The sequence below is a fragment of the Mycobacteroides sp. H001 genome, assembly GCF_001440005.1.
In the GTDB taxonomy this organism is placed as follows: Bacteria; Actinomycetota; Actinomycetes; order Mycobacteriales; family Mycobacteriaceae; genus Mycobacterium; species Mycobacterium gwanakae.
This window is the reverse complement of sequence record NZ_LJYH01000035.1, coordinates 1-22,292: the sequence shown is the minus strand read 5'-3', so window position 1 is coordinate 22,292 and position 22,292 is coordinate 1. Positions and strand designations below refer to the sequence as shown.

General features: G+C 65.8%; 22 protein-coding genes. 9 read left to right on the top strand and 13 right to left on the bottom strand.

Going from position 1 to position 22,292, the window contains the following annotated elements; all coding sequences use genetic code 11:
• Positions 1 to 8: 8 nt before the first annotated feature.
• Positions 9 to 1,313, top strand: a complete 1,305-nt coding sequence (locus AOT83_RS17340) for a protein kinase (protein ID WP_070918071.1) — start codon at positions 9 to 11, stop codon at positions 1,311 to 1,313.
• On the opposite strand, the gene AOT83_RS17335 is transcribed toward AOT83_RS17340, so the two are convergent.
• The 7 genes from AOT83_RS17335 to AOT83_RS17305 all read right to left on the bottom strand — a co-directional run bounded on the left by AOT83_RS17335 (position 1,310) and on the right by AOT83_RS17305 (position 7,649).
• Complete coding sequence (locus tag AOT83_RS17335; RefSeq protein WP_030095481.1) at positions 1,310 to 2,698, bottom strand: 3-deoxy-7-phosphoheptulonate synthase class II; 1,389 nt, start codon at positions 2,696 to 2,698, stop codon at positions 1,310 to 1,312. The genes AOT83_RS17340 and AOT83_RS17335 overlap by 4 nt on opposite strands.
• 54 nt (positions 2,699 to 2,752) lie before the next feature.
• The gene (locus AOT83_RS17330; RefSeq protein WP_046253403.1) at positions 2,753 to 3,244 is read right to left on the bottom strand and encodes a polyadenylate-specific 3'-exoribonuclease AS; all 492 of its coding nucleotides are present in this window, start codon (positions 3,242 to 3,244) and stop codon (positions 2,753 to 2,755) included.
• Between the two features lie 9 nt (positions 3,245 to 3,253).
• A complete protein-coding gene (locus tag AOT83_RS17325) occupies positions 3,254 to 4,552 on the bottom strand; it encodes a glycosyltransferase 87 family protein (RefSeq protein WP_057964662.1) in 1,299 nt (432 codons plus the stop codon).
• Positions 4,553 to 4,676: 124 nt separating this feature from the next.
• Positions 4,677 to 5,399 carry a lysophospholipid acyltransferase family protein gene (locus tag AOT83_RS17320; protein WP_030095478.1) on the bottom strand — a complete coding sequence of 241 codons (723 nt, stop codon included), beginning with the start codon at positions 5,397 to 5,399 and terminating at the stop codon, positions 4,677 to 4,679.
• 138 nt (positions 5,400 to 5,537) lie between these two features.
• Positions 5,538 to 5,921: a hypothetical protein gene (locus AOT83_RS17315; protein WP_030095477.1), complete on the bottom strand. Its 384-nt coding sequence runs from the start codon at positions 5,919 to 5,921 to the stop codon at positions 5,538 to 5,540.
• A complete protein-coding gene (locus tag AOT83_RS17310) occupies positions 5,918 to 7,189 on the bottom strand; it encodes an ArsA family ATPase (RefSeq protein WP_075907650.1) in 1,272 nt (423 codons plus the stop codon). Before AOT83_RS17310 ends, AOT83_RS17315 begins: the two co-directional genes overlap by 4 nt.
• 19 nt (positions 7,190 to 7,208) lie before the next feature.
• The gene (locus AOT83_RS17305; RefSeq protein ID WP_057964661.1) at positions 7,209 to 7,649 is read right to left on the bottom strand and encodes an SRPBCC family protein; all 441 of its coding nucleotides are present in this window, start codon (positions 7,647 to 7,649) and stop codon (positions 7,209 to 7,211) included.
• A gap of 82 nt (positions 7,650 to 7,731) precedes the next feature.
• Between AOT83_RS17305 and AOT83_RS17300 the strand changes: the two genes are divergently transcribed.
• A complete protein-coding gene (locus AOT83_RS17300; RefSeq protein ID WP_030095474.1) occupies positions 7,732 to 8,160 on the top strand; it encodes a nitroreductase family deazaflavin-dependent oxidoreductase in 429 nt (142 codons plus the stop codon).
• On the opposite strand, the gene AOT83_RS17295 is transcribed toward AOT83_RS17300, so the two are convergent.
• On the bottom strand, positions 8,161 to 8,556 hold the full coding sequence (locus tag AOT83_RS17295; protein ID WP_030095473.1) for a hypothetical protein: 396 nt from the start codon (positions 8,554 to 8,556) through the stop codon (positions 8,161 to 8,163).
• 81 nt (positions 8,557 to 8,637) lie between these two features.
• On the opposite strand from AOT83_RS17295, the gene AOT83_RS17290 reads away from it, so the two are divergent.
• The gene (locus tag AOT83_RS17290; protein ID WP_057964660.1) at positions 8,638 to 10,449 is read left to right on the top strand and encodes a long-chain fatty acid--CoA ligase; all 1,812 of its coding nucleotides are present in this window, start codon (positions 8,638 to 8,640) and stop codon (positions 10,447 to 10,449) included.
• A gap of 18 nt (positions 10,450 to 10,467) precedes the next feature.
• On the opposite strand, the gene AOT83_RS17285 is transcribed toward AOT83_RS17290, so the two are convergent.
• The 4 genes from AOT83_RS17285 to AOT83_RS17270 all read right to left on the bottom strand — a co-directional run bounded on the left by AOT83_RS17285 (position 10,468) and on the right by AOT83_RS17270 (position 14,398).
• Positions 10,468 to 11,625, bottom strand: coding sequence for a glycosyltransferase family 4 protein (locus AOT83_RS17285; RefSeq protein WP_057964659.1), 1,158 nt, complete (start codon positions 11,623 to 11,625; stop codon positions 10,468 to 10,470).
• 5 nt (positions 11,626 to 11,630) lie between these two features.
• On the bottom strand, positions 11,631 to 12,785 hold the full coding sequence (locus AOT83_RS17280; RefSeq protein ID WP_057964749.1) for a hypothetical protein: 1,155 nt from the start codon (positions 12,783 to 12,785) through the stop codon (positions 11,631 to 11,633).
• 65 nt (positions 12,786 to 12,850) lie between these two features.
• A complete protein-coding gene (gene ripC, locus AOT83_RS17275) occupies positions 12,851 to 13,930 on the bottom strand; it encodes a peptidoglycan hydrolase RipC (RefSeq protein WP_057964658.1) in 1,080 nt (359 codons plus the stop codon).
• A gap of 246 nt (positions 13,931 to 14,176) precedes the next feature.
• A complete protein-coding gene (locus tag AOT83_RS17270; RefSeq protein WP_030095468.1) occupies positions 14,177 to 14,398 on the bottom strand; it encodes a hypothetical protein in 222 nt (73 codons plus the stop codon).
• Positions 14,399 to 14,491: 93 nt separating this feature from the next.
• Here AOT83_RS17270 and AOT83_RS17265 point away from each other — a divergent pair, with 93 nt between their 5' ends.
• Positions 14,492 to 15,244: a class I SAM-dependent methyltransferase gene (locus AOT83_RS17265; RefSeq protein WP_030095467.1), complete on the top strand. Its 753-nt coding sequence runs from the start codon at positions 14,492 to 14,494 to the stop codon at positions 15,242 to 15,244.
• A 36-nt stretch (positions 15,245 to 15,280) separates the two neighbouring features.
• Positions 15,281 to 17,089, top strand: a complete 1,809-nt coding sequence (locus AOT83_RS17260) for a DEDD exonuclease domain-containing protein (RefSeq protein ID WP_057964657.1) — start codon at positions 15,281 to 15,283, stop codon at positions 17,087 to 17,089.
• On the opposite strand, the gene trpD is transcribed toward AOT83_RS17260, so the two are convergent.
• Positions 17,064 to 18,134, bottom strand: a complete 1,071-nt coding sequence (gene trpD, locus AOT83_RS17255) for an anthranilate phosphoribosyltransferase (protein WP_030095465.1) — start codon at positions 18,132 to 18,134, stop codon at positions 17,064 to 17,066. The genes AOT83_RS17260 and trpD overlap by 26 nt on opposite strands.
• Before the next feature lie 190 nt (positions 18,135 to 18,324).
• Here trpD and AOT83_RS17250 point away from each other — a divergent pair, with 190 nt between their 5' ends.
• The 4 genes from AOT83_RS17250 to AOT83_RS17235 all read left to right on the top strand — a co-directional run.
• A complete protein-coding gene (locus AOT83_RS17250) occupies positions 18,325 to 18,945 on the top strand; it encodes a heme-copper oxidase subunit III (RefSeq protein ID WP_044104423.1) in 621 nt (206 codons plus the stop codon).
• 7 nt (positions 18,946 to 18,952) lie between these two features.
• Positions 18,953 to 19,825 carry a cytochrome c gene (locus tag AOT83_RS17245; protein WP_030095463.1) on the top strand — a complete coding sequence of 291 codons (873 nt, stop codon included), beginning with the start codon at positions 18,953 to 18,955 and terminating at the stop codon, positions 19,823 to 19,825.
• Positions 19,822 to 20,991: a ubiquinol-cytochrome c reductase iron-sulfur subunit gene (locus AOT83_RS17240; protein ID WP_030095462.1), complete on the top strand. Its 1,170-nt coding sequence runs from the start codon at positions 19,822 to 19,824 to the stop codon at positions 20,989 to 20,991. Before AOT83_RS17245 ends, AOT83_RS17240 begins: the two co-directional genes overlap by 4 nt.
• Positions 20,988 to 22,292, top strand: a 1,305-nt coding sequence (locus AOT83_RS17235; RefSeq protein ID WP_057964656.1) for a cytochrome bc complex cytochrome b subunit, incomplete at its 3' end; no start/stop codon positions are given. The genes AOT83_RS17240 and AOT83_RS17235, both read left to right, overlap by 4 nt.

Sequence of the window (22,292 nt, the reverse complement as noted above, 5' to 3'; positions counted from 1 at the left end):
TCGATGCGATGACATCGCCCAAGACCCCGACCCACCGCCACGATCCGATGATCGGGACGGTGCTCGATAGTCGGTACCGCATTGAGGCGCCGATTGCGACAGGCGGCATGTCGACCGTGTACCGGGGGCTGGATACCCGGTTGGACCGTCCGGTCGCCGTGAAGGTGATGGACAGCCGCTACGCCTCCGACACGGGGTTTCTGGCACGGTTCCGGCTCGAAGCCCGGGCCGTCGCACGATTGCGCCACCCAGGGCTGGTGGCCGTGTTCGATCAGGGCATGGACGGTAAGCACCCCTTCCTGGTGATGGAGCTGATCGACGGCGGCACCCTGCGCGAGTTGTTGCGCGAACGTGGCCCCATGCCGCCCCATGCCGTGGCGGCGGTGTTCAATCCGCTGCTCGGCGGCTTGGCGGTCGCACACCGATCGGGACTGGTGCACCGCGACGTCAAACCCGAGAACGTGCTGATTTCTGACGACGGCGAGGTCAAGCTCGCCGATTTCGGGCTGGTGCGTGCCGTCGCCGAGGCCGGAATCACCTCGACCAGCGTGATCTTGGGCACGGCCGCGTACCTGTCTCCCGAGCAGGTGCGCACCGGCTCGGCCGGCCCACGCAGCGATGTCTATTCGGCGGGCATCCTGATGTACGAATTGCTCACCGGTTCAACACCGTTCACCGGGGATACGCCGCTGGCCCTGGCCTATCAACGCATCGATCGCGATGTACAGGCACCCAGTGAGGCCATCGACGGCATTCCGGAAGAGTTCGACGAACTGGTGCTGCGCGCCACCTCCCGCGACCCGGACGCGCGCTACGCCGACGCCGCTCAGATGGGCGCCGAGCTGGACGCCATCGCCGCGGATCTGCAACTGCCCACCTTCCGCGTCCCCGCACCCCGGGATTCTAAACAGCATGTCGCCGAACAGCTTTACCGCAGCCGACTGATCGAGACCGGCGGACGCACCACAGGCAATCTCAGCGCCCCCGGCAAAACGGATGCCGCCGACACCGCCTCGGCCGCCGCGGCCCTGGGTGTCTCACCACGGCCCAGCGTCTCGGCACGTCCCAAGGTGCCCAATCCCACGCGGATGATGGACCCGGTGCCCGCCTACGATCCCCAATACGATCCCGAATTCGACAGTGACCCTGACGAATCAGCGTTCTTCGCCGATATCGACGACTCGGAGTACCGGTACGAGCGTCAGCAGAGCCGCCGCGCGATCTTCATGTGGCTGGTGATCGTCCTCATCATCACCACCTCGGTGGCGGCGGGATGTTGGTCGCTGGGCGCCAACATCACCAACCTGCTTTAGTCCCTGAGCATCTCCGCGACGAGGAACGCCAGCTCCAGCGACTGCTGGGTGTTCAGACGCGGATCGCACGCCGTTTCGTAACGACCGGCCAGATCGTCATCCGAAATGTCCTGTGCCCCACCGAGACATTCGGTGACGTTCTCACCGGTGATCTCGACGTGAATACCACCGGGGTGCGTGCCGAGCGCGTTGTGCACCTCGAAGTATCCCTGCACCTCATCGACGATCCGATCGAAGTGCCGCGTCTTGTAACCGCTGGGCGACTCGTGGGTGTTGCCGTGCATCGGGTCACACTGCCAAACGACCTGATGTCCGGTCGCCTGCACCTTCTCGATGATCGGCGGAAGCAGATCGCGCACCTTCGAGTTGCCCATCCGCGAGACGAACGTCAGGCGGCCCGGCTTGTTGTGCGGGTCAAGACGTTCCACGTATTCGACGGCCTGATCGGGCGTGGTGGTCGGGCCGATCTTCATCCCGATCGGGTTTGCGATGATCTCCGCGAAGGCCACATGCGCGTGATCGAGCTGCCGCGTGCGATCTCCGATCCACAGGTAATGCGCCGACAGGTCGTACAGTGCCGGCTCGCCGTTCTCGTCCTCTGACAAACGCAGCATGGCGCGCTCGTAGTCGAGCACCAGCGCCTCGTGGCTGGCGTAGATCTCGGCGGTGTCCAGGTTCGAATCCGCCACACCGCAGGCACTCATGAACTTCAGCCCGCGATCGATCTCGGAGGCCAGTGCCTCATACCGGGCACCGGCAGGTGAGGTACGGACGAATTCGCGGTTCCAGTCGTGCACCAGTGCCAGCGAGGCCATCCCCGAGCCGGTTACCGCGCGCACCAGGTTCATCGCGGCGCTGGCGTTCGCGTAGGCGCGCACCAGACGCGACGGGTCGTGCTCACGCAGTGCCGCATCGGGGGCGAATCCGTTCACCATGTCGCCGCGGTAGGACCGCAGCCCCAGTGCGTCGGTGTCGGAGCTGCGCGGCTTGGCGTATTGGCCGGCGATACGGGCCAGCTTCACCACCGGCATGCTCGATCCGTACGTCAGCACCACCGCCATCTGCAGCAGTGCGCGGATGTTGGCCCGGATATGCGGCTCGGTGTTGTCGGCGAAGGTCTCGGCGCAGTCTCCGCCCTGCAGCAGGAATGCCTCACCACGTGCTACCTGGGCCAGCTGGCCCTGCAAACGCTGGATCTCCGCGGGGACGGTGATCGGGGGCACGCTTTCCAGCACGGTCCGCATGGCGGCGGCCTGATTCGCGGGCCAGCTCGGCTGCTGAGCAGCAGGTTTGGCGAGCGCGGCATCCAGGCGCTGACGCAGATCGGCCGGGAGCGGCGGCAGCTCCGGCAATTGGTCGATGGGGACGTCGACTGTCCAGTTCACGTACCCATCTTAACCGCCCCTTACCAGCGGATTTTCACCCGGGATTCGCGGTGATCAGCCCGGCGGAACCATCGCGCGGTAGCGGGCCAGGTTGTAGCGGGCATCAACCAGGGCATCGTGTGAGTCGGCGGGCCGTTTCGGCACCGCCGGGCGGCCCAGCTCGTACCACAGCTGCTTGAGTTCGAGGGTGAACCGGGGAACCGGCTGCGGCAGCTCCGTCATGGCCCCCCACAGCTGACACAGCGCCACGTGGTCATAGGCACCCACCCAGGCCCACAGCTCGATCGGGTCGGCCGGCCCGCCACCGTTCAGTCCGAGGAACTCGGCCAGCTCGTCGCGAATCTGCCCGCGTGAGCGCCACAGCGGCGACGACAGCGCGGGCAGTTTGGGCAGGACGTTCTGGCGCACCCACGGACCCGCCTGCTGCGGGTCGAAGGCGGTGGAGACGGCGTAGTACTCACGGCCGTCTTCGCACACCATCCCGATGGAGATGAGTTCGATGGTGCGGCCATCGTCGATGAACTCGGTGTCGTAGAAGTAACGCACGCGGGCCGCCTAGTTGTGCGCCGGAGAAGCCGGCGTCAGCTCATCGGCCTGTGTCGGCTCATCTTCGCGCACAACATCGTTCACGTCCGTCGGATCACGCCGCAGCCAAATCCAGCTGGCCACGAGCACCCCGAGATGAACGAACACATACAGACTGGGGATCAGATCGTTCAGGACGCCGCCGGGTCGTAACGTCAACGCGCCGGAGTCCGGCGTCTTGCCGCTCAGGCTGGTGAACCACGCCGCGAACACCGCACAGAATGCCCACATCGTGATCGCGGACGCCCGTTTACCCAGCACGTAGCCGCGGTAGCCCAGATGAACGACCAATGGCACGAACCACACCCAGTGATGGCTCCAGCTGAACGGCGAGGCCGCAGCCGATGCCATGCCCACGATCGAGATCGCCAGCAGCAGCTGATCGCGCCGGTAGGCCAGGACCGCGACCACCAGGCTCGCCACGATCACCAGCACCGACAGTGCAGTGGCCGTTCCGGCCGACAGGTTCAATCTGAGAAAAAGCCCGCTGATGCTGGTGCTCGCGGTGGGATCGCGGGTGATGCGGCTGATCTTCTCGAAGGCACGGTCCATCCAGTAGTAGTGCGAGGCGGACGGCAGGAAGATGAAGCCCAGACCGATGGTGGCGATCAGCGTGATGGCCGCGACGACGGCCGCGCGAATCCGCCCCACCAGGAACAAGAAGACGATGAAGATCATCGGGGTCAGCTTGATGCCGGCCACGATGCCGATACCGATCCCGGCCAGCTTCCACCGTTTGGGCGCCAGGAGGTCCGTCACGACCACCGCCAGGATCAACAGATTGATCTGGCCAAGCTGGATGGAGAGCCGGACCGGCTCCAGCCACGAAACCAGACCGACCAGCAGGGCCAGCAGCCCCCATAGCCCGGCCTTGGCGGAGACATTCAGCCAGGCCAGCATGCGCCACACCGAGTAGACGAGCAGCGCCGGGAAAACCACGAGCGACAGGATCTGCGCGGTGAAATCGGTGATGAAGGCCAGCGGGGTGAACACCAGCGCCGCGAACGGGGTGTAGGTGAACAGCAGATCGTCGATCTCGCCGTTGCGCCCGATCGAGTAGAGGTCCAGTCCGTCCAGTACGCGTGTGCCACCGAATCGATACACCAACACGTCGATCTGCAGTGCGTATGTCGGCCAGTGAATGAAGACGACCGCGTGCAGCAGCAGGGCGACAGCGAGGACGAGCGGGCCACCCCACGTGATCCATCTGGCAACTCGACGAACGGAGCCGCCGTCCGCGATGGCGGTTTCGTTTATTGAATTCGGCACGGCCCTCGCATCTCTCAGTTCTCCCGCGGGTGGCCTCAAGAGTAACGGTACCGGCGCGGATAGCTGACCCACGCCCCACGGCGAGGTGTTACCTCAGATGCAGGGACGATGCACGGAACCCCGATTAACCGGCGGCGCTCTCCGGGATGCGGTCGGGTTGCTGCGGGGGTTCCGCGGGCTTGTCCTTGAGCGACGCCGCGTAAATGTCGACGTACTCCTGACCGGACAGCTGCATCAGCTCGTACATCACCTCGTCGATGACCGCTCGCTCGATGAAGCGGTTTCCGGCCATCCCGTCGAAGCGGGAGAAATCCAGCGGCTTGCCGATTTTCACGGTGACCTTGGAAAAGTGCCAGCGCGCCGTGCCCGGCGGGTTCATCACATTGGTGCCGACCATCGCGATCGGGATGACGGGCACCCCGGTGGCCAGCGCCATGCGCGCCAGGCCCGTCTTGCCCTTGTAGAGACGGCCGTCCGGGGAGCGGGTGCCTTCGGGGTAGATGCCCAGCAGCTTGCCCTCGCCGAGTAGCCGCTTGGCGGTGCTCAGCGCGTTCTCGGCGGCGTCGGCGCTAGTTCTATCGATCGGGACCTGTCCTGATCCGCCGAAGAAGACCTTCTTGAGCCAGCCCTTGAATCCGGGCTCGGTGAAGTACTCACTCTTGGCCAGGAAGGTCACCCGGCGCGTGGAGACCAACGGAAGGAAGAAACTGTCGACCACGGCGAGATGGTTTCCGGCCAGGATCGCCGGCCCGGACGATGGAATGTTCTCCAGACCTTCTACCTTGGGTCGGCCCATCAGCTGCAAGATCGGCCCCATGAAGATGTACTTCAGCAGCCAATAGAACATCGCGCGCATCCTCTCCCGATCCCCATGAGCAGCACGGGGCTGGCGCCGAGCTTACCCTCGGCGACGGCCAATCTCCGTGGAGTGTCAAAGGTCCCGGAAATATGGGACGCCATGTCCCAGAACAGGCACGGGTGCTCGTCACTCGTCGATGTCGACCGGGATGGGTTGGTACCCAGTCGATTGCGAGCTCGGCGGCGGGGCCGGGAACGGACTGCGATAACCACCCTCGGGGCCGTCATCGGGATCGTCAGGGCCCCCCGAGCCCTCGGCCTCCAACATCGCCCGCACCACCATCACCAGCGCGAGGCTGTGTTCGGCGATCGTTGCCAACAGCGGGTGATGCTCACCTTCCACCAGGGCTGCCAACGCACAGACCGGGCAGAACAGCTGGTTGCACTTTCCGGGAGCCGCACCGTCGGCAGGAGCGCGAGCGGCCTGCCGCAGCGCCGGGTCGAGCTTGTCGAGGATCGACGCGGCCAACGCCCGCAGTTCGGGGGCGAGTTCCGGATGGGTACCCGTCACGTAGGCCACACCTCCGGATCCGCTCTAAACCGTATGGTCAGCTCGCCACCGACAAGCCGGGCATCGACAACCACACAGCGCCGCAGCACGGAGGCCAGCCGGACCCGCCGGCGCATCCCATTTGCACCGATGACCAGGTCATCTCCCACCCGGCCGAGGCTCAACGTGGCCGGATCGATCTGCGGTAACTCTAGCCGTAACAGATATACGGTGTCCGCTCCGGACCCGGATTCGCGCTCGACAATGGTGGCCAGCGGCGCCGGAGGCTTGGCCCCATCGCGCCGCCGGACCGACTCGGCCAGTTCACCCAGGGCCTCCGGCCCGATGGGCTCGCGCGGCAGATGCGGCACCAACAGCATCTCCACGTCCCCGATCGCCTCCCCCATCTCATCGAGCACCGCGGCCTGATCGGCGATGCGCTGCATGTACCAGTCGAATGCCGGATGCGCGGGCAGATTGTGGTACTCGTACGAATCATCTTGAATGAGAACCTGATTGACGATCACTTGATCGATGCGCACACCCATCAGCGCCAGCGCCCCCACGGTACGAATGGCCTCGGCCACCACTACCCGTTCGGGAGTCAGCACCAGATGAGCCCCCACCCGTTCGGCGTCCGAAAGCAAGCCCGCAAGCCGATCCGCCGACGCCGCAACGCGTTCTAGTAGTTCGGCCAGTATCTGGGCGCGAGGCGTGCCGATACCGCCGAGTCGGCGATGCCGCGGCCAAGCCCGTTCCAGATACATCGCGAAGGTTCCGGGCAGAGTCAGCATGCGCAACGCGTCTGCTGTCGAGGCACAGTCGACGACGACGACATCCCATTCGCCGGTGTCGGCGAGTTGTTGAACCTCATGCAGTCCAAGCATTTCCTGCACACCCGGCAGCGCGGAAAGCTCTTCGGGGGCAAGCGATCCGATGTCCGATTCGGGATACTGCTCGGCGATCGTCGCGGCGATGTCACCCCAACGCTGCTCCAGCAGCCCCAGGGTATCCAGGGCCATCACGTCGAGTTGTCCCCCATACGGGTCCTCGATCACCCGTACGCAATGAGCCCCCGGGGTGGGATCCACCCGGACACCGAAGACGTCGCCGAGGGAATGCGCTTGGTCGGTCGACACCGCGAGGACCCGCTGCCCGGCGCGCGCGTAGCGCACCGCGGTGGCACCGGCCAGCGTCGACTTACCCACACCCCCCTTGCCGACGAAAAGGCCGATGGTGGCTGTCAACGGCGCGTGGACATCGGGGGCGACGTCTGCGGGGTGGGACACGAGATCCTCCCCGACGTCGCTAGCGGTCAGATTCGACTCGCTTCTTCAAATCCTTGAGTGCGGAGTCGGTGATCTTGCGTTCGGCCTTGCGCTTGAGCATTCCGATCATCGGAATTTGAAGGTCGACCGCGAGCTCATACGTCACCTCGGTACCAGACCCCTTGGGCGCCAAAAGGTATGTCCCTTCCAGCGAACGTAGGAGGGAACTCTCCGCCAAGGTCCAGGTGACCTTGCGGCCATCCGGAGACCACACGTACTCCAGGACCTGGGTGTCCTTGAGGACACCGGCGTCCAGCACCAACCGGGCACGTTTGACCCTGCCCTCGGTGTCGGTGTCGAGCACCTCGGTTTCCTTGTACTCCGACACCCATTCCGGGTAGGCGCCGATATCGGCGATCACCGCCATCACTTTGCCGGGTTCGGCATCGATGGCAATCGTTTGGGTAGTCTTCTCAGCCACCTGACAGACGGTACCCTTCTCCCTGGCGCTCGGATACTCCCATCCTGGCAATTCGCCGCAGCTGCGCGAAGGAGAGACGCCCATGAGCCGTCTGGTAGCGAAGGTGCTCGGCGTGCACCAGAGCATCTACATCGCATCGAAAGGCTATCTGGGTCATCACGTTCCGGGAATGGCCCCCAACCTGCTGCTGACCTCCATCGGCGCCAAGACCGGGGCACAGCGCGTCAACTCGCTGACCTATGCCAAAGACGGCGACAATCTCGTCATCGTGGCCTCTAACGGTGGCGCGCGGCGCAATCCTGCCTGGTACCACAACCTGAAGGCCCACCCGGAGGTACAGGTGCAATTGGGCCGGCAACGGCGCCGCGTCCGGGCGACGGCACTCCTGCCCGGCGACACGGATTACGAGCGGTTGTGGAAGTTAGCCGACACCAACAACTCTGGCCATTACAGCGCCTACCAGCGGGCGACGTCCCGCCCCATACCGCTGGTCGTGCTCGCTGCCGCCTGATCAGGCCTGCGGCACCCACGATTCGCCGATTGTCCGGCCTGCCTCGAGCCGCTGCTTGACCCCGAAGGCGAACCGCTTGCCGGTGACCCGACGCGCGTGATTGAGCTGGGCCAGATTCAGCTTGGCCACCTGTGCGGCGCTGGCTCCGGTCGGCTCTGCGTGCAGGAAGTAGTGCAGGATCGCCCCGTCCAGCGCGGGCTCCAGCCACACCTCCATTGTTCCGGTGAGCGGCCCGGCAACCGTCCAGCGGATGCCCTTTTCTCCGCGCTCCTCGACAACATTGAGCTGCAGGTCAGGCCACCAACGACGCCAATCGGCAGGGTTCGAGATGGCGCGGCCGATGTCCGCGGGATCCGCGGCGATAAAGGTCTGGTCGGCGACCTGAATGCTGTTCATCGCGCACTAGCTTAAGCCTCGCCGCCGAAGGAAATGCGGCAACGTCTTCGACGATCCTGAGGCCACGACTAGTCTGAGCAGGTGCGAGAGTTCAGCGTTCCTGCCCCATTCACTGTCGAGGACAACGCATCGGTTGTTCATGCCGTCTACGACTACGAGCGTGAAGACCCCAACCAGGCGGCATTCTCCCGTCTCATCGACGACACGTGGACGCCCGTCACCTACGCGGAGGCCGCCGCGCAGATCCGTGCGGTGGCCAACGGTCTGATCGCCAAGGGCGTGGCGCCCGGGGATCGCGTGGCACTGATCTCGGCGACACGATACGAGTGGACGATCATCGACTACGCAGTGCTGTCGATCGGCGCCATCACGGTTCCCATCTACGAGACGTCCTCGGCCGATCAGGTCCGGTGGGTGCTGCAGGATTCCGCGGCGGTGGCGCTGTTCGTGGAGACCGATGCCCATGCCAAGATCGCCGAAGAACTAGCACCCGAACTCCCCAACCTGCACACCGTGTTTCACATCGCCAGTTCGAGCGCCCCCGCAGCTCTCGATGAGCTCGCCGAGGCTGGATCCAGTGTTGACCCCGCCGAGCTCAGCGGCCGACTCCGCGCCATCAAGGCCAGCGATCCCGCGACTCTCATCTACACCTCGGGAACCACCGGCCGGCCCAAGGGCTGCCAGCTCACCCACTCCAACCTGGTGTACGAAACCCGCGGTGCGCGTGCCGTTTTCCCTGATTACTTGCAGAAGGGCAGCCGGACGCTGATCTTCCTGCCGCTGGCACACGTACTGGCGCGCGGTATCGCGATGGCGTGCTTCCAGTCCAAGGTCAGCGTCGGATTCACCAGTGACATCAAGACGCTGGTACCAACGTTCGGGATCTTCAAGCCCACCTTCATCGTCTCCGTCCCCCGCATCTTCGAAAAGGTGTACAACACCGCTCGCCAGAACGCCCAAAACGACGGCAAGGGAAAGATTTTCGACGCCGCCGCCGACACCGCCGTCGAGTACAGCCAGGCGCTGGACAACGGCGGACCGGGCATCGTGTTGCGCGCCAAGCGCGCCGCCTTCGACAAGCTCGTATACGGCAAGCTGCGCGCGGCACTCGGCGGAGAATGCGTGGCATCGATCTCCGGTGGAGCGCCGCTGGGTGCCCGACTCGGTCACTTCTACCGCGGCGTCGGCCTGACCATCTACGAGGGCTACGGGCTCACCGAAACGACAGCAGCCTGCGCGGTGAACGTGATCGGTGGGCTCAAGATCGGCAGTGTCGGTAGGCCGTTGCCCGGTAACGCCGTGAAGCTCGGCGACGACGGCGAACTTCTGGTGTCCGGCGGCGTCGTGTTCAGCGGGTACTGGAACAACCCGACCGCCACCAGCGAGTCGATCGTGGACGGCTGGTTCCACACCGGCGACCTGGGCGCGATCGATGAGGACGGGTTCGTCACGATCACCGGCCGCAAGAAGGAAATCATCGTCACCGCCGGCGGTAAGAACGTCGCACCCGCGGTGCTGGAGGATCAGCTGCGCGCCCATCCGTTGATCAGTCAGGCGATGGCCGTCGGCGACAAGCAGCCGTTCATCGGTGCGCTCATCACCATTGACCCCGAAGCCATCGACGGCTGGAAGCAGCGTAATGGCAAGCCCGCCGAGGCCACCGTCGCCGACCTGGTCCAGGATCCCGATCTACTCGCGGAGATCGAAACCGCCGTCAAGGCAGCCAATCAGGTTGTCTCCCATGCCGAAGCCATCAAGAAGTTCCGGATCTTGCCGGTTGACTTCACCGAAGCCACCGGCGAGATGACGCCGACGCTCAAGGTGAAGCGCAATGTGGTGGCCGAGAAGTTCGCGGCAGACATCGACGCGATCTACTCGGGGTCACCCGAGTAGATCGCCCATCCCTGGACCTTATGCGGAGCCGCTGACCAACTCGGCGAACCGGGCGGCCTGGTGATCCCAGCGCCAGTTGTCGGTCACCCAGGTGCGCCCCGCCTCCCCCATAGCCGCGGCCCGCACGGGATCGGACAGGATCTGGACGATGGCGTCCGTGATCGCGGGTACCGATCTGCCATCGACGACAAACCCCGTCTCGCCGTCACGCACGGTTTCCGGTGCGCCCCCCGAGTTTCCGGCGACCACCGGGACACCGCACGCCGACGCCTCCAGGAACACTATCCCCAAGCCCTCCACGTCGAGCCCCGCTCCGCGGGTACGGCAGGGCATCGCGAAGACATCGCCCATCGCGTGATGCGCAGGTAGCTCCTCCCATGGCACTCCGCCGGTGAACACCACATGCTCATCAACACCGACTCGACTGGCCAACGCCCGCAACGGCTCCGCGGACGGACCGCCGCCCACGATCACCAGCGCCGCGCCGTCGACGCGCTCCCGGATCGCCGGCAGTGCCTCGATGAGCATGTCTTGCCCCTTACGTGGAACGAGCCGGGAGACGCACACGATGGTCGGCCGCTCGCCGAGCCCGTAGCGGTGGCGCAGCTCCTCGCGTGCCGCGGGGTCGGGGCGAAACCGGCCGGTGTCAACACCGGAGGGCAGATGTTCCAGTGCCGCACGCGGACCGAAGGCCGCGGCGAAGCGTCTGCGTGTGTAGCGGCTGACATAGGTGATGACATCGGTGCTCTCGCCGATCTGCCGCAGGGCAGACCGTGCCAACGGGAGCATCGACCAGCCGACCTCGTGCCCGTGCGTGCTGGCGGCTGTTACGGCGGCTCCCGCCGCCTTGGCGGCCGACGACAACAGTGCCAATGGCGCGGCCGCGCCGAACCACACCACGTCGGAGTGCTGCGATCTGATGAGATCCACCATGCGCTGGCGGACACCAGGGCTCGGAAGCATCAACGAGGTCGGGTGCCGCACCACCTGATAGTCGGCGGCGGCGTCGTATCGCTCGCATCCTTTCCACCGCGGCGCATAGACGGTCACCTCATGCGATCCGGCCAGGTGGGTCACCAGCTCTTGCAGGTAGGACTGAATACCCCCGGGCCTGGGCGGAAAATCGTTGGTGACCAACAGGATCCGTCGCCTCGGGCCGCCAGGCTGAAATGTCACGACGCCTACCGTAGTGGACGGGAGCCGAGCCAGCTCTGCCACTGCCTTACCAGTGTCGCCTCGTCGATGCCCAATGCCTGCTGGATGGCCACACCCGCCGTACTCGGCGAGATGCCGGCCCCATACCGGTACAGCTGTACCAGCTTCGGTTCGCCGAAGGTTTCGGCCACGTACTGGGCCACCGACCAAGCCTCCTCGTACGCCTGTGTGCGTTTCGTTCCCGGACTCCCGAGGTCGTCGTCAGTGGGTAGATGGTCCGGAATCCGTCCCGCGGCAAGAGCACTGGCCAGTGTGGGTGCCGCGTTCCGAAAGGGGGTACCGCTGCCGCGGCGCCCGTTGTAATCGGCCACCCCCTCCACCAACCAGAGAGGTGCGTGATCGCCGGTGACCGTACGGGCGGCGGCATGGAAGAGCTCATGACGCAGCACCACACGGAACTGATCCGGTGGCAGTCCTGCCGAGCCCGGTGCAAAAATCACCCGTTGCCCCACCGCGACTCCGCTCTCGACACGGTCGGCGACGGCGGCGGCGGCTATTCCATCGGTATCTTCGCCCCCGACAAGAGCAGCGAATTCGGCGTCTGTATCTGCCGCGACCAGCAGCACTCCCGCCTGCCACCACGGTCCCCAGAATTCCGACAGCGCCGTCAATGCTCCGGGGATCTCGCCGGCAAGACGTGGCGCCACCGCCGAACCCGGATGCCCGAGCACCACCACCTCCCGGTCCCCCATCCTGCTGCGCGTCTCCACTGCGGGCGCGAACTGCCACGGCACCGCGACCGCGCCGGCGTCGACCAACCGCCAGGCGTCGTTATCGTGCAGCACCCCGACGGTGGCAGGGCGCCGGACCGCAACCTTGTCCACTCCGCTGACCGCATAGAACAGCGCCACATCCAATGTCCATTGTTGGTGCGGTGCAACAGGATCGGCCGGGACGTCGGCCGCCAGCCGATACTCGAATGTGTCTGTCTTCAGCCCCGACAGGTTCTTCTGCAGCCGCCGCTGCGCCTGCTGGGATCCGCCGGGAACGAAGACGGCATCCAGTGCCGCGATATCACCACTGCGCAAGCTCGCGGAGTAGCGCGTCAGCAGTGCCTGAATCGCTGCGCGCACATCGGTGGCCGGCGCGGCGGGCTGTGCACGACAACCGCAGAGAATCAGCAGAACCACCGTGAGCAGCGATGTCCAGCGTGCTCCCCCGGACACCCGCGCGCGACGGCCGCGGCTCAGTAGCGGCGCGCGTTGTAGATCGGGCCGGAGGAGGTGATCGGCGCGACCGCGACGGGAACACCATAGGTGGAGGCGTGCACCATCATGCCGTTGCCGACATAGATACCGGTGTGTGAGGCGTCTCCGTAGAAGTTGATGACATCACCCGGCTGCAGATCACTCAGCGCCACGGGCGTGCCACCACGGGCGAGCGCCTGGCTGGAGTGCGGCAGCGATACACCCTGCTGCCCGTAGGCCCACATCACCAGGCCCGAGCAGTCGAAGGCGTTGGGTCCGGAACCGCCCCACGAGTAGGGCGCGCCGATCCGGGTCAACGCCGCGGCTACGGCGTTCGCACCGACGGCCGAACCTCCACCACCGACGGCGACTTCCGGTGCGGGCGCAGCAGCCGCAGCCTGCATCAGCGGCTCGGGAGCGTCCGGGGCCTCGCCCGGCTCGGCCGGAGGTGGCGGGGGCACGGGTGCCAGTGCCGCCAGCTGAGCGCGCTGGCCGGGGTTCAGGGTGTTGTACTGCGACTTGACGACCGCGATCTGCACCTGCAGCTGACTCTGCTTGGCCTGCAGCGAGGCGCGAACATTCTTGGCCTGTTCGGCGGCCACCCGGGCCTGCTCGACGGCGTCACGGGACCGTCGCTCGGCTTCATCGGCCGAGGACTGCGCGGCGCGGTAGCTGTCCATCCGGCTACGCATCTCGGTTCCCACCGTGCGCTGCACCGACAACTGGTCGATGAGGTTCTGCGGAGAGTTGGAGGTCAGCACGGCGCCGTAGCCGCTGGTGTTACCACCCATGTACGCGGCGACCATCGCCTTGTTGACGTCAACTTGGTACGTGGAGACCGCCATGCGCGCAGCCTTCGCGACAGCCTCATCGGCGAGAACCGCCTTCTCGGCATCACGCTGAGCCGCCAGCTTGGCGTCGAGATCAATCTTCGCCGAGTTAGCTGCTTCGGAGGTTGCCTCAGCCTGGCGAGACAGCTCGTTAAGCTTCTTCACGGCGTCGTTGTTGGGGTCGGCAGTCGCAACCTGACCACCCGCAAATACCCCGCCGACCAGCGCGGCAGCAGTCATTGCAAGCATCGTGCGCCGGAGAGGTGAGGGCGTCGATCGATCCGAATGATTTCGAAGAAGACGCCCGACACTCAAGACAACATCCCTTTACTGCAATGTGATCGCCGCGAACTACGGCGCCAATAGGTCTCAGATAGGTTACGAAATGGCATCGACGTTGTCCACCGCAGTGGGAAACGACGTCAGTGTCGCGTAAGTGTCGGTTCTCCTCCCCGTTCCCGGGGTGGGCCATCAAGCACCTGTTTCGAGTGTGCCCTATGCGACTCCGGCATCGGGCGTCTTCGCCGAATCAGGCGTGTCGTAGGTGCGCTGAATCGGCACCAGACGCAGCCTGGGCGCCATCCCGGCCTCGGCCAGGACAGCCAGCGCCGCACGTTCATCGTCGGCAAGCCTCTGAGGCACCCCCAGCAGCACGCTGACCACGCAGTCATCGCATCCCGGGCCGCGCATCGCGCAATCGTCGCAATCGATAAGCATGGCTCCTCCTTTCCCATCAGTCGTTTCTTTCGGGTTCAGGCGGACGGTAACTGCGCCCACCGACAAGTAGGCGTCGCCTGGCACCCTTGCGGTATGACGGAACAGTCGCAACCAGCGCATACCGACCGCCGCCGGGCCGAATCGTTTGGGGGCTCCGCCGACGCCTACGACCGTCACCGCCCCCGGTACCCGCAACCTCTGATCGACGAGCTCGTGTCCGGTGGTCATACCCGCGCCCTCGATGTGGGAGCGGGAACCGGGATCGCGGCAGCACAACTGGCCGCGGCCGGCGCGGAGGTGCTGGCCGTTGAACCGGACGCACGCATGGCACAGATCGCGGCCGCCAAGAGCATCGACGTCGAGGTGGCCACATTCGAGGACTGGCAGCCGGCCGGCCGGACATTCGACCTCGTGCTCTTCGCGCAGTCTTTCCACTGGGTAGAGCCCAGCGCGGCGCTGCGGAAGGTGTTGACCGTGCTTCGCCCGGGAGGCCGCCTCGCACTGGTGTGGAACCGCATCGTGCCCACCTCCCCGACCCAGCAGGACCTGGACACCGTCTACGCCGATTTCATGGACACCACCAAGCGCCCCTCCATCAACACCGAGGACACCGTCTCGGCGACCATCGAGAAATCGGGCTACCACGTGCGCCACTCGCACTTCCTGGACCGCCCGCACTTCTCTACACAGGCGTACCTAGACATGGTCTTCACCTACTCCAATCACCTCACCCTGGATGCCGCCGCGCGCAGCGTGTTGCGGTCCCGGCTCGAGGAGACGATCGGCGACCGTGGCGTCGACACCACCAACGACGCGCTCGCGTTGATCTGTACCCCCGTGGCGTGACCCCGGTATGTCGGTCCCGGGTCATACGGTCAGGTCATGACTCAGCTGACCTTCGATGAGGTGCACTCCTCACCGGGGTCGTCGGCGCAAGCCCCGTCGGTACAAGCACTGCGTGACACCACCTTTGTGGTGGTAGACCTGGAGACGACCGGCGGAAGCGCGGAAAACGACGCGATCACCGAGATCGGCGCGGTCAAGGTGCGCGGTGGGGAGGTGCTCGGAGAACTGGCCACCCTGGTCGACCCGAAGCGATCGCTGCCGCCGCAGATCGTCCGCCTCACAGGCATCACCTCGGCCATGCTGGTGGACGCTCCGCCCATCGAACAGGTGCTGCCGACGTTTCTCGAATTCGCCCGCGGAGCAGTACTTGTCGCACATAACGCCGGCTTCGATATCGGTTTCCTCAAGGCAGCGGCGCGGCAGTGTGGGATCGACTGGCCGCAGCCCACGGTGCTGTGCACGGTCCGGCTGGCCCGCCGGGTGCTGACCCGCGACGAGGCACCACGGGTCAGCCTGGGCGCGCTGGCTCAGCTACTCGGCGCATCGACCACCCCCAATCACCGGGCCCTGGATGACGCCCGGGCCACCGTCGACGTGCTGCATGCCTTGATCGGCCGGGTGGGCAACCAGGGCGTCGACACCATGGCAGAGCTGCACCGGTACCGCACCCAAGTGCCCAACGCCTTGCGGGGCAAACGTTCACTTGCCGATGGAATGCCTTACGCCCCAGGCGTTTACCTGTTTCGCGGGCCGTCCGGCGAGGTGCTGTACGTGGGCACCGCGGTCAACCTGCGCCGACGGGTGCAGCAGTACTTCACCGGCGCGGACCCGCGAGGCCGGATGCGCGAGATGGTCACCATCGCCACCTCGGTGGACCACGTGACGTGTGCGCACCCGCTGGAGGCCGCGGTTCGCGAGCTGCGACTGCTGGGTGCCCACGCACCGCCGTACAACAGGAAGTCGCGATTCCCGCATCGCTGGTGGTGGGTGGTGCTCACCGAGGAACCATTCCCCCGTTTCGCCGTGGTCCGGACCACGAACGGGCGCCGGATGCTGGGCCCGTTTCGTGCCCGGGGTGATGCCACGGCTGCCGCCCTGGCGCTGGCCCGGTTCACCGGCGTGCGTACGTGTGCCGCGCGTATCGGCGCCACGGGGCGGCACGGTCCCGCCTGCAACGGCCAGTCCTACCCGCACGACACCGCCTCCCCGTGTCCGGCCCCCGCCGGCATGGACGCCACCGAATATGGGGACGCCCTCATGACCGCGCAGGCGGTCCTCAACGGCATCGAGGGAAAACCGCTGCACGTCATGTGTGACCGAGTTGCCGAGCTCGGTGCGCTGCGCCGCTATGAAAGCGCCGCGCGGCAACGTGACGCGACGGCCGCCCTCATCGAGGCACTGACCCGTCAGCACCGCCTGCAGGCCCTCGCGCGCATCGAGGAGCTGATCGCCGCGCGTCCCGACGGTGACGGCGGATGGCAGATCGCGGTGATGCGACATGGTCAGTTGGCCGGTGCCGCGGTCGCGCGCCGCAGTGTCCCCCCGATGCCGGTGGTGGCGGCCGCATCCGCGTCGGCCCAGGTGGTGCTGCCGTCTGCCGAACCGTTCGGCGGGGCCGCGCCCGAGGAGACCGGACTGATCACCCGTTGGCTGGCCGAGCCCGGGGTACGCATCGTGTCCTCGACCGACGGTTATGCCGAGCCCACGGGATGTTCAGGGCCCCTGCGAGATTGGGCCTTGACCGCACGCAGCGCGCGCATGGCCAGCGCCGTCCTCCGTGACGACTGGGGCATGGCCGAGCTAATCAGGCCCGGACTTTCTACTGCGCCCCGAGCCGCTGGCTGACGACGATCCACTTGTCCAGCAGCGCGGCCGCTGCGCCGGAGTCGATCGCGGTGGACACCCGGGTCAGCGCGTCCTCCCAGGCAGGCACCCATTGGGCGTCGCTGGCCAGCCCGGCGTGGGCAACCATGGCGCCCGCGGCGTTGAGCACCACCGCATCCCGGACGGCACCGGTACGACCCCCGAGCACCGCCCGTACCTCCGCGGCGTTGAACTCCGGATCGCCGCCGACGAGCTCCTCGAGCCGGGCTCGCGCGAAACCGAACGCCGCCGGATCGAACCGCAGCGTGTCGACGGTGCCCGCCTGAACCCGCCAGATGGTGCTGGTCGTGGTGGTGGTCAGCTCGTCGAGCCCGTCGTCACCGTGCACCACCAGCACGCTGGATCCGCGGCCGGCGAAGACACCCGCCGTCACCTCCGCCAGATCGGCGAACGCGCAGCCGATCAGGCCCGCCCGCGGACGGGCCGGGTTCGTCAGCGGGCCAAGCAAATTGAACACCGTGGGGACACCGATCTCGCGACGCACCACAGAGGCATACCTGTAGGACGGATGAAAATGCGGCGCGAAGCAGAAGCCGATCCCCACCTCGGCAACGCTGCGCATCACCGCTTCGGGCCCCAGATCGATACGTACGCCCAGCGTCTCCAGCGTGTCGGCGCCACCGGCCAGTGAGGACGCGGCCCGGTTGCCGTGCTTGACCACCGGCACTCCGCACGCCGCCACCACAATGGACGCCATGGTGGACAGGTTCACCGTGTTCGCGCCGTCACCGCCGGTGCCGACGATGTCCACGGCGTTCGCGCCGATCTGGCCATCCGGTCCGTCCGACGGAAACTCGATCGCGTGCGACAGCATGGTGTCGGCCAGCTCACCGACCTCATCGGAGGTTGGGCGCTTCATCCGCATCGACACCCCGAAGGCCGCGATCTGAGCGGGGGTGGCCGCGCCGGTCATGATCTGGTCCATGGCCCAGGCCGCTTGACCCGCGGACAGGTCGCGACGGTTGGTCAGCTCGCCCAGTACCTGGGGCCAGGAATGTTCCAGCACGCCGCAAATGGTCCCATGGAGACAATCCGGACAACAAAGGACTAAATGCCTCCCAGGCGGGCCGCGACACGCCGGACGCAGGTCACCGGCACCACTCTCATCAGAGGCCACACCCGTTGTCGGGAGTCGGTCACAAATCAATGTCGGACCCGGGTGGCTCTCGACAACTACAAAGCGTCATACTTACGACGTGACGACCGCAGCAGCCCCAGGATCGCCGGCGGGAACCGCCATTACCCAGCGGGTTCATTCACTGAACCGGCCCAATATGGTGAGTGTTGGCACCATTGTGTGGCTTTCCAGTGAGTTGATGTTCTTTGCTGGACTCTTTGCGTTCTACTTCACCGCCCGGGCGCAGTCCGGCGGCAACTGGCCGCCGGAGCCCACCGAGCTGAACTTGGGTCTTGCCATCCCCGTGACCGCCGTGCTGGTCGCCTCATCCTTCACCTGTCAGATGGGTGTGTTCGCTGCAGAGCGCGGCGATGTTTTCGGACTGCGCCGCTGGTACGTCATCACTCTCATCATGGGCACCTTCTTCGTCCTCGGACAGGGTTACGAGTACATGAACCTCGTGCACGAGGGCACCACCATCGCGAGCAGCGCCTATGGCTCAACCTTCTACCTGGCCACCGGCTTCCACGGTCTGCACGTCATCGGCGGTCTGGTCGCATTCGTCTACCTCCTGATTCGCACCCGGATGAGCAAGTTCACTCCGGCCCAGGCCACCTCCGCGATCGTCGTGTCCTACTACTGGCACTTCGTCGACATCGTGTGGGTCGCATTGTTCGCCACCATCTACTTTGTCCGCTGACAGCCCCATGACGAAGCCCAACCCGGTGAAGGGAGCCCCACAGTTGAGCGTGGAGCCCGTAAACAACACAGCCGCCAAGAATCGCGCGCGCCGCAAGTTCCGCCGTCGCATCTCAGCAGGTTTGCTGCTGCTGATCGCGCTGGTGGTTGCCGGTGGCTTGGCCTCTACCTTCACGCCCACCCCGCAGGTCGCGGTGGCCGACGAAGACAAGTCGGCGCTGCTGCGCACCGGTAAGCAGCTGTACGAAACCTCGTGCATCACCTGTCACGGCGCCAACCTGCAGGGTGTGCCCGACCGCGGCCCCAGCCTCATCGGCGTGGGTGACGCGGCCGTCTACTTCCAGGTGTCCACCGGCCGTATGCCGGCGATGCGCAACGAGGCCCAGGCCCAGCGCAAGGACCCGATCTTCGACGAGGAGCAGACCGACGCCCTCGGTGCCTACATCCAGGCCAATGGCGGCGGACCCCAGGTCATCCGCGACGGCGACGGCGCGATTGCTCAGGAGTCGCTGCGCGGCAACAACATCGCTCGAGGTGGCGATCTGTTCCGGTTGAACTGCGCGTCCTGCCACAACTTCACCGGACGCGGCGGCGCCCTCTCGTCAGGCAAGTTCGCCCCCGAGCTCGACCCGGCCAATGAGCAGCAGATCTACACCGCCATGCTGACCGGCCCACAGAACATGCCCAAGTTCTCCGACCGTCAGCTGACCCCCGAGGAGAAGCGGGACATCGTCGCCTACGTCAAGGCGTCGAGCGAGACCCCCGACCCGGGTGGTTACGGCCTGGGCGGCTTCGGCCCGGCTTCTGAGGGCATGGCCATTTGGATCATCGGCATCGTCGCCGCCATTGCCGCGGCACTGTGGATTGGAGCGCGCGCGTGAGTGGCGATCCCAAAGTAGAGATTCCCTCCGACGAGCAGCTCGCGGCCATGAGCCGCGATGAGCTGGTCAAGCTGGGCACCAACCTCGACGGTGTCGAGATCGTCTACCGCGAACCACGTTGGCCCGTCGAGGGCACCAAGGCCGAGAAGCGCGCCGAGCGTCTAGTCGCCCTGTGGTTCGCGCTCGGTGGTGTGTTCGGTCTGGCCCTGCTCGGGGTGTTCCTGTTCTGGCCTTGGGAGTACAAGCCGTTCGGGGATCCGGGCAACGCCATGTACAACCTGGCGACGCCGCTGTACGGCCTGACCCTGGGCCTGTCGGTGCTCTCGCTGGGTATCGGCGCGGTGCTCTACACCAAGAAGTTTGTCCCCCAGGAGATCTCGATCCAGGACCGCCACGACGGCCCGGGCTCGTCCGAGGTGGACCGCAAGACCATCGTCGCGCAGCTGCAGGACACCCTGGAGACCTCGACACTCCCCCGCCGCAAGATGGTGATCCGGGCCCTCGGGTTCGGCGTCGGCGCCATGGGGGCCGGCACCGCGGTCGCCTTCATCGGTGGCTTGATCAAGAACCCCTGGGCCCCCGTGGTCCCGACCGCCAACGGCAAGCAGCCGGTGCTGCTCACCAGCGGCTGGACCCCGCGGTACAAGGGTGAAACCATCTACCTGGGCCGGGCCGTGGGCAGCAGCTCCCAAATCCTGCTGAAGATCCGGCCCGAGGACATCGACGCCGGCGGCATGGAGACCGTGTTCCCGTGGCGCGAGTCCGATGGCGACGGCACCACCGTCGAATCGCACGAGAAGCTGTCGCATATCGCCATGGGCGTGCGTAACCCGGTGATGATCATCCGGGTGCGGCCCAGCGACATGGGCAAGGTGATCAAGCGCAAGGGACAGGAAAGCTTCAACTACGGCGACCTGTTCGCGTACACCAAGATCTGCTCGCACCTGGGTTGCCCCACATCACTTTTCGAGCAGCAGACCTACCGCATCCTGTGCCCGTGCCACCAGTCGCAGTTCGACGCACTGCACTTCGCCAAGCCCATCTTCGGGCCGGCTGCCCGTGCGCTGGCACAGCTGCCGATCACCGTCGACAAGGACGGATACCTCGTCGCCAATGGCGACTTCGTTGAACCCGTCGGACCCGCATTCTGGGAGCGCAAATCATGAGTGATCGAGCCACGGACACCGTCCAAAAACCCTCTCGCATAGGCAAGATCGCCGCCGCCCAGGGCGAGGCGATGGACTCTCGGTATCACCTCGCCGCCGGAATGAAGCGGCAGATCAACAAGGTCTTCCCCACGCACTGGTCGTTCATGCTCGGTGAGATCGCGCTGTACAGCTTCATCATCCTGCTGCTCTCGGGCGTGTACCTGACGCTGTTCTTCGACCCGTCGATGGCCGAGGTCACGTACAACGGCGTCTACCAGCCGCTGCGCGGTGTGCAGATGTCCAAGGCGTACGAGACCGCGCTGAACATCAGCTTCGAGGTGCGCGGCGGCCTCTTCGTGCGACAGATCCACCACTGGGCGGCGCTGATGTTCGCGGCCTCGATCATGGTGCACCTGGCCCGCATCTTCTTCACCGGCGCATTCCGCCGCCCCCGCGAGGCCAACTGGGTCATCGGCTCGCTGCTGCTGATTCTGGCGATGTTCGAGGGCTACTTCGGCTACTCGCTGCCCGACGACCTGCTCTCCGGTATCGGTCTGCGCGCCGCGATGTCCTCGATCACCTTGGGCATCCCGGTCGTCGGCACTTGGATGCACTGGGCGCTGTTCGGCGGCGACTTCCCCGGCAACATCTGGATCCCGCGCATGTACGCGCTGCACATCCTGTTGATACCCGCGATCATCCTGGCGCTCATCGCCGTTCACCTGGCGCTGGTGTGGTACCAGAAGCACACGCAGTTCCCCGGACCGGGCGCCAAGGAAACCAATGTCGTCGGCGTGCGCATCCTGCCGGTGTTCGCGCTCAAGGGTGGAGCGTTCTTCGCCTTCACCACCGCCATCCTGGCGCTGATGAGTGGCCTGCTGCAGATCAACCCCATCTGGTTGCTGGGCCCCTACAAGCCCTCGCAGGTCTCGGCGGGCAGCCAGCCCGACTTCTACATGCAATGGACAGAGGGCCTGGCCCGTCTGTGGCCCGCATGGGAGCTGTACATCTTCGGGCACACCGTGCCCGCGGTGTTCGCGGTCGCGATCATCATGGGTGTGGTGTTCGGTCTGCTGACCATGTACCCATTCATCGAGAAGAAGCTGACCGGCGACGATGCGCATCACAACCTGCTGCAGCGTCCGCGTGACGCTCCGGTCCGCACCGCCATCGGCGCGGCGGCGATCTCGTTCTACATGATCCTGACGCTGGCCGCGATGAACGACATCATCGCGTTGAAGTTCCATATCTCGCTGAACGCGACGACGTGGATCGGCCGTATCGGCATGGTCATCTTGCCGATCGTCGTGTACTACCTG

What these genes read in the sequence shown, in the direction of transcription:
- AOT83_RS17300 (WP_030095474.1), top strand. Translation starts at nt 7,732, where the DNA reads ATGAGCCGTCTGGTAGCGAAGGTGCTCGGCGTGCACCAGAGCATCTAC.
- AOT83_RS17320 (WP_030095478.1), bottom strand. Translation starts at nt 5,399, where the DNA reads ATGTTCTATTGGCTGCTGAAGTACATCTTCATGGGGCCGATCTTGCAG.
- AOT83_RS17245 (WP_030095463.1), top strand. Translation starts at nt 18,953, where the DNA reads ATGACGAAGCCCAACCCGGTGAAGGGAGCCCCACAGTTGAGCGTGGAG.
- AOT83_RS17265 (WP_030095467.1), top strand. Translation starts at nt 14,492, where the DNA reads ATGACGGAACAGTCGCAACCAGCGCATACCGACCGCCGCCGGGCCGAA.
- AOT83_RS17295 (WP_030095473.1), bottom strand. Translation starts at nt 8,556, where the DNA reads ATGAACAGCATTCAGGTCGCCGACCAGACCTTTATCGCCGCGGATCCC.
- ripC (WP_057964658.1), bottom strand. Translation starts at nt 13,930, where the DNA reads ATGCTTGCAATGACTGCTGCCGCGCTGGTCGGCGGGGTATTTGCGGGT.
- AOT83_RS17340 (WP_070918071.1), top strand. Translation starts at nt 9, where the DNA reads ATGACATCGCCCAAGACCCCGACCCACCGCCACGATCCGATGATCGGG.
- AOT83_RS17270 (WP_030095468.1), bottom strand. Translation starts at nt 14,398, where the DNA reads ATGCTTATCGATTGCGACGATTGCGCGATGCGCGGCCCGGGATGCGAT.
- AOT83_RS17260 (WP_057964657.1), top strand. Translation starts at nt 15,281, where the DNA reads ATGACTCAGCTGACCTTCGATGAGGTGCACTCCTCACCGGGGTCGTCG.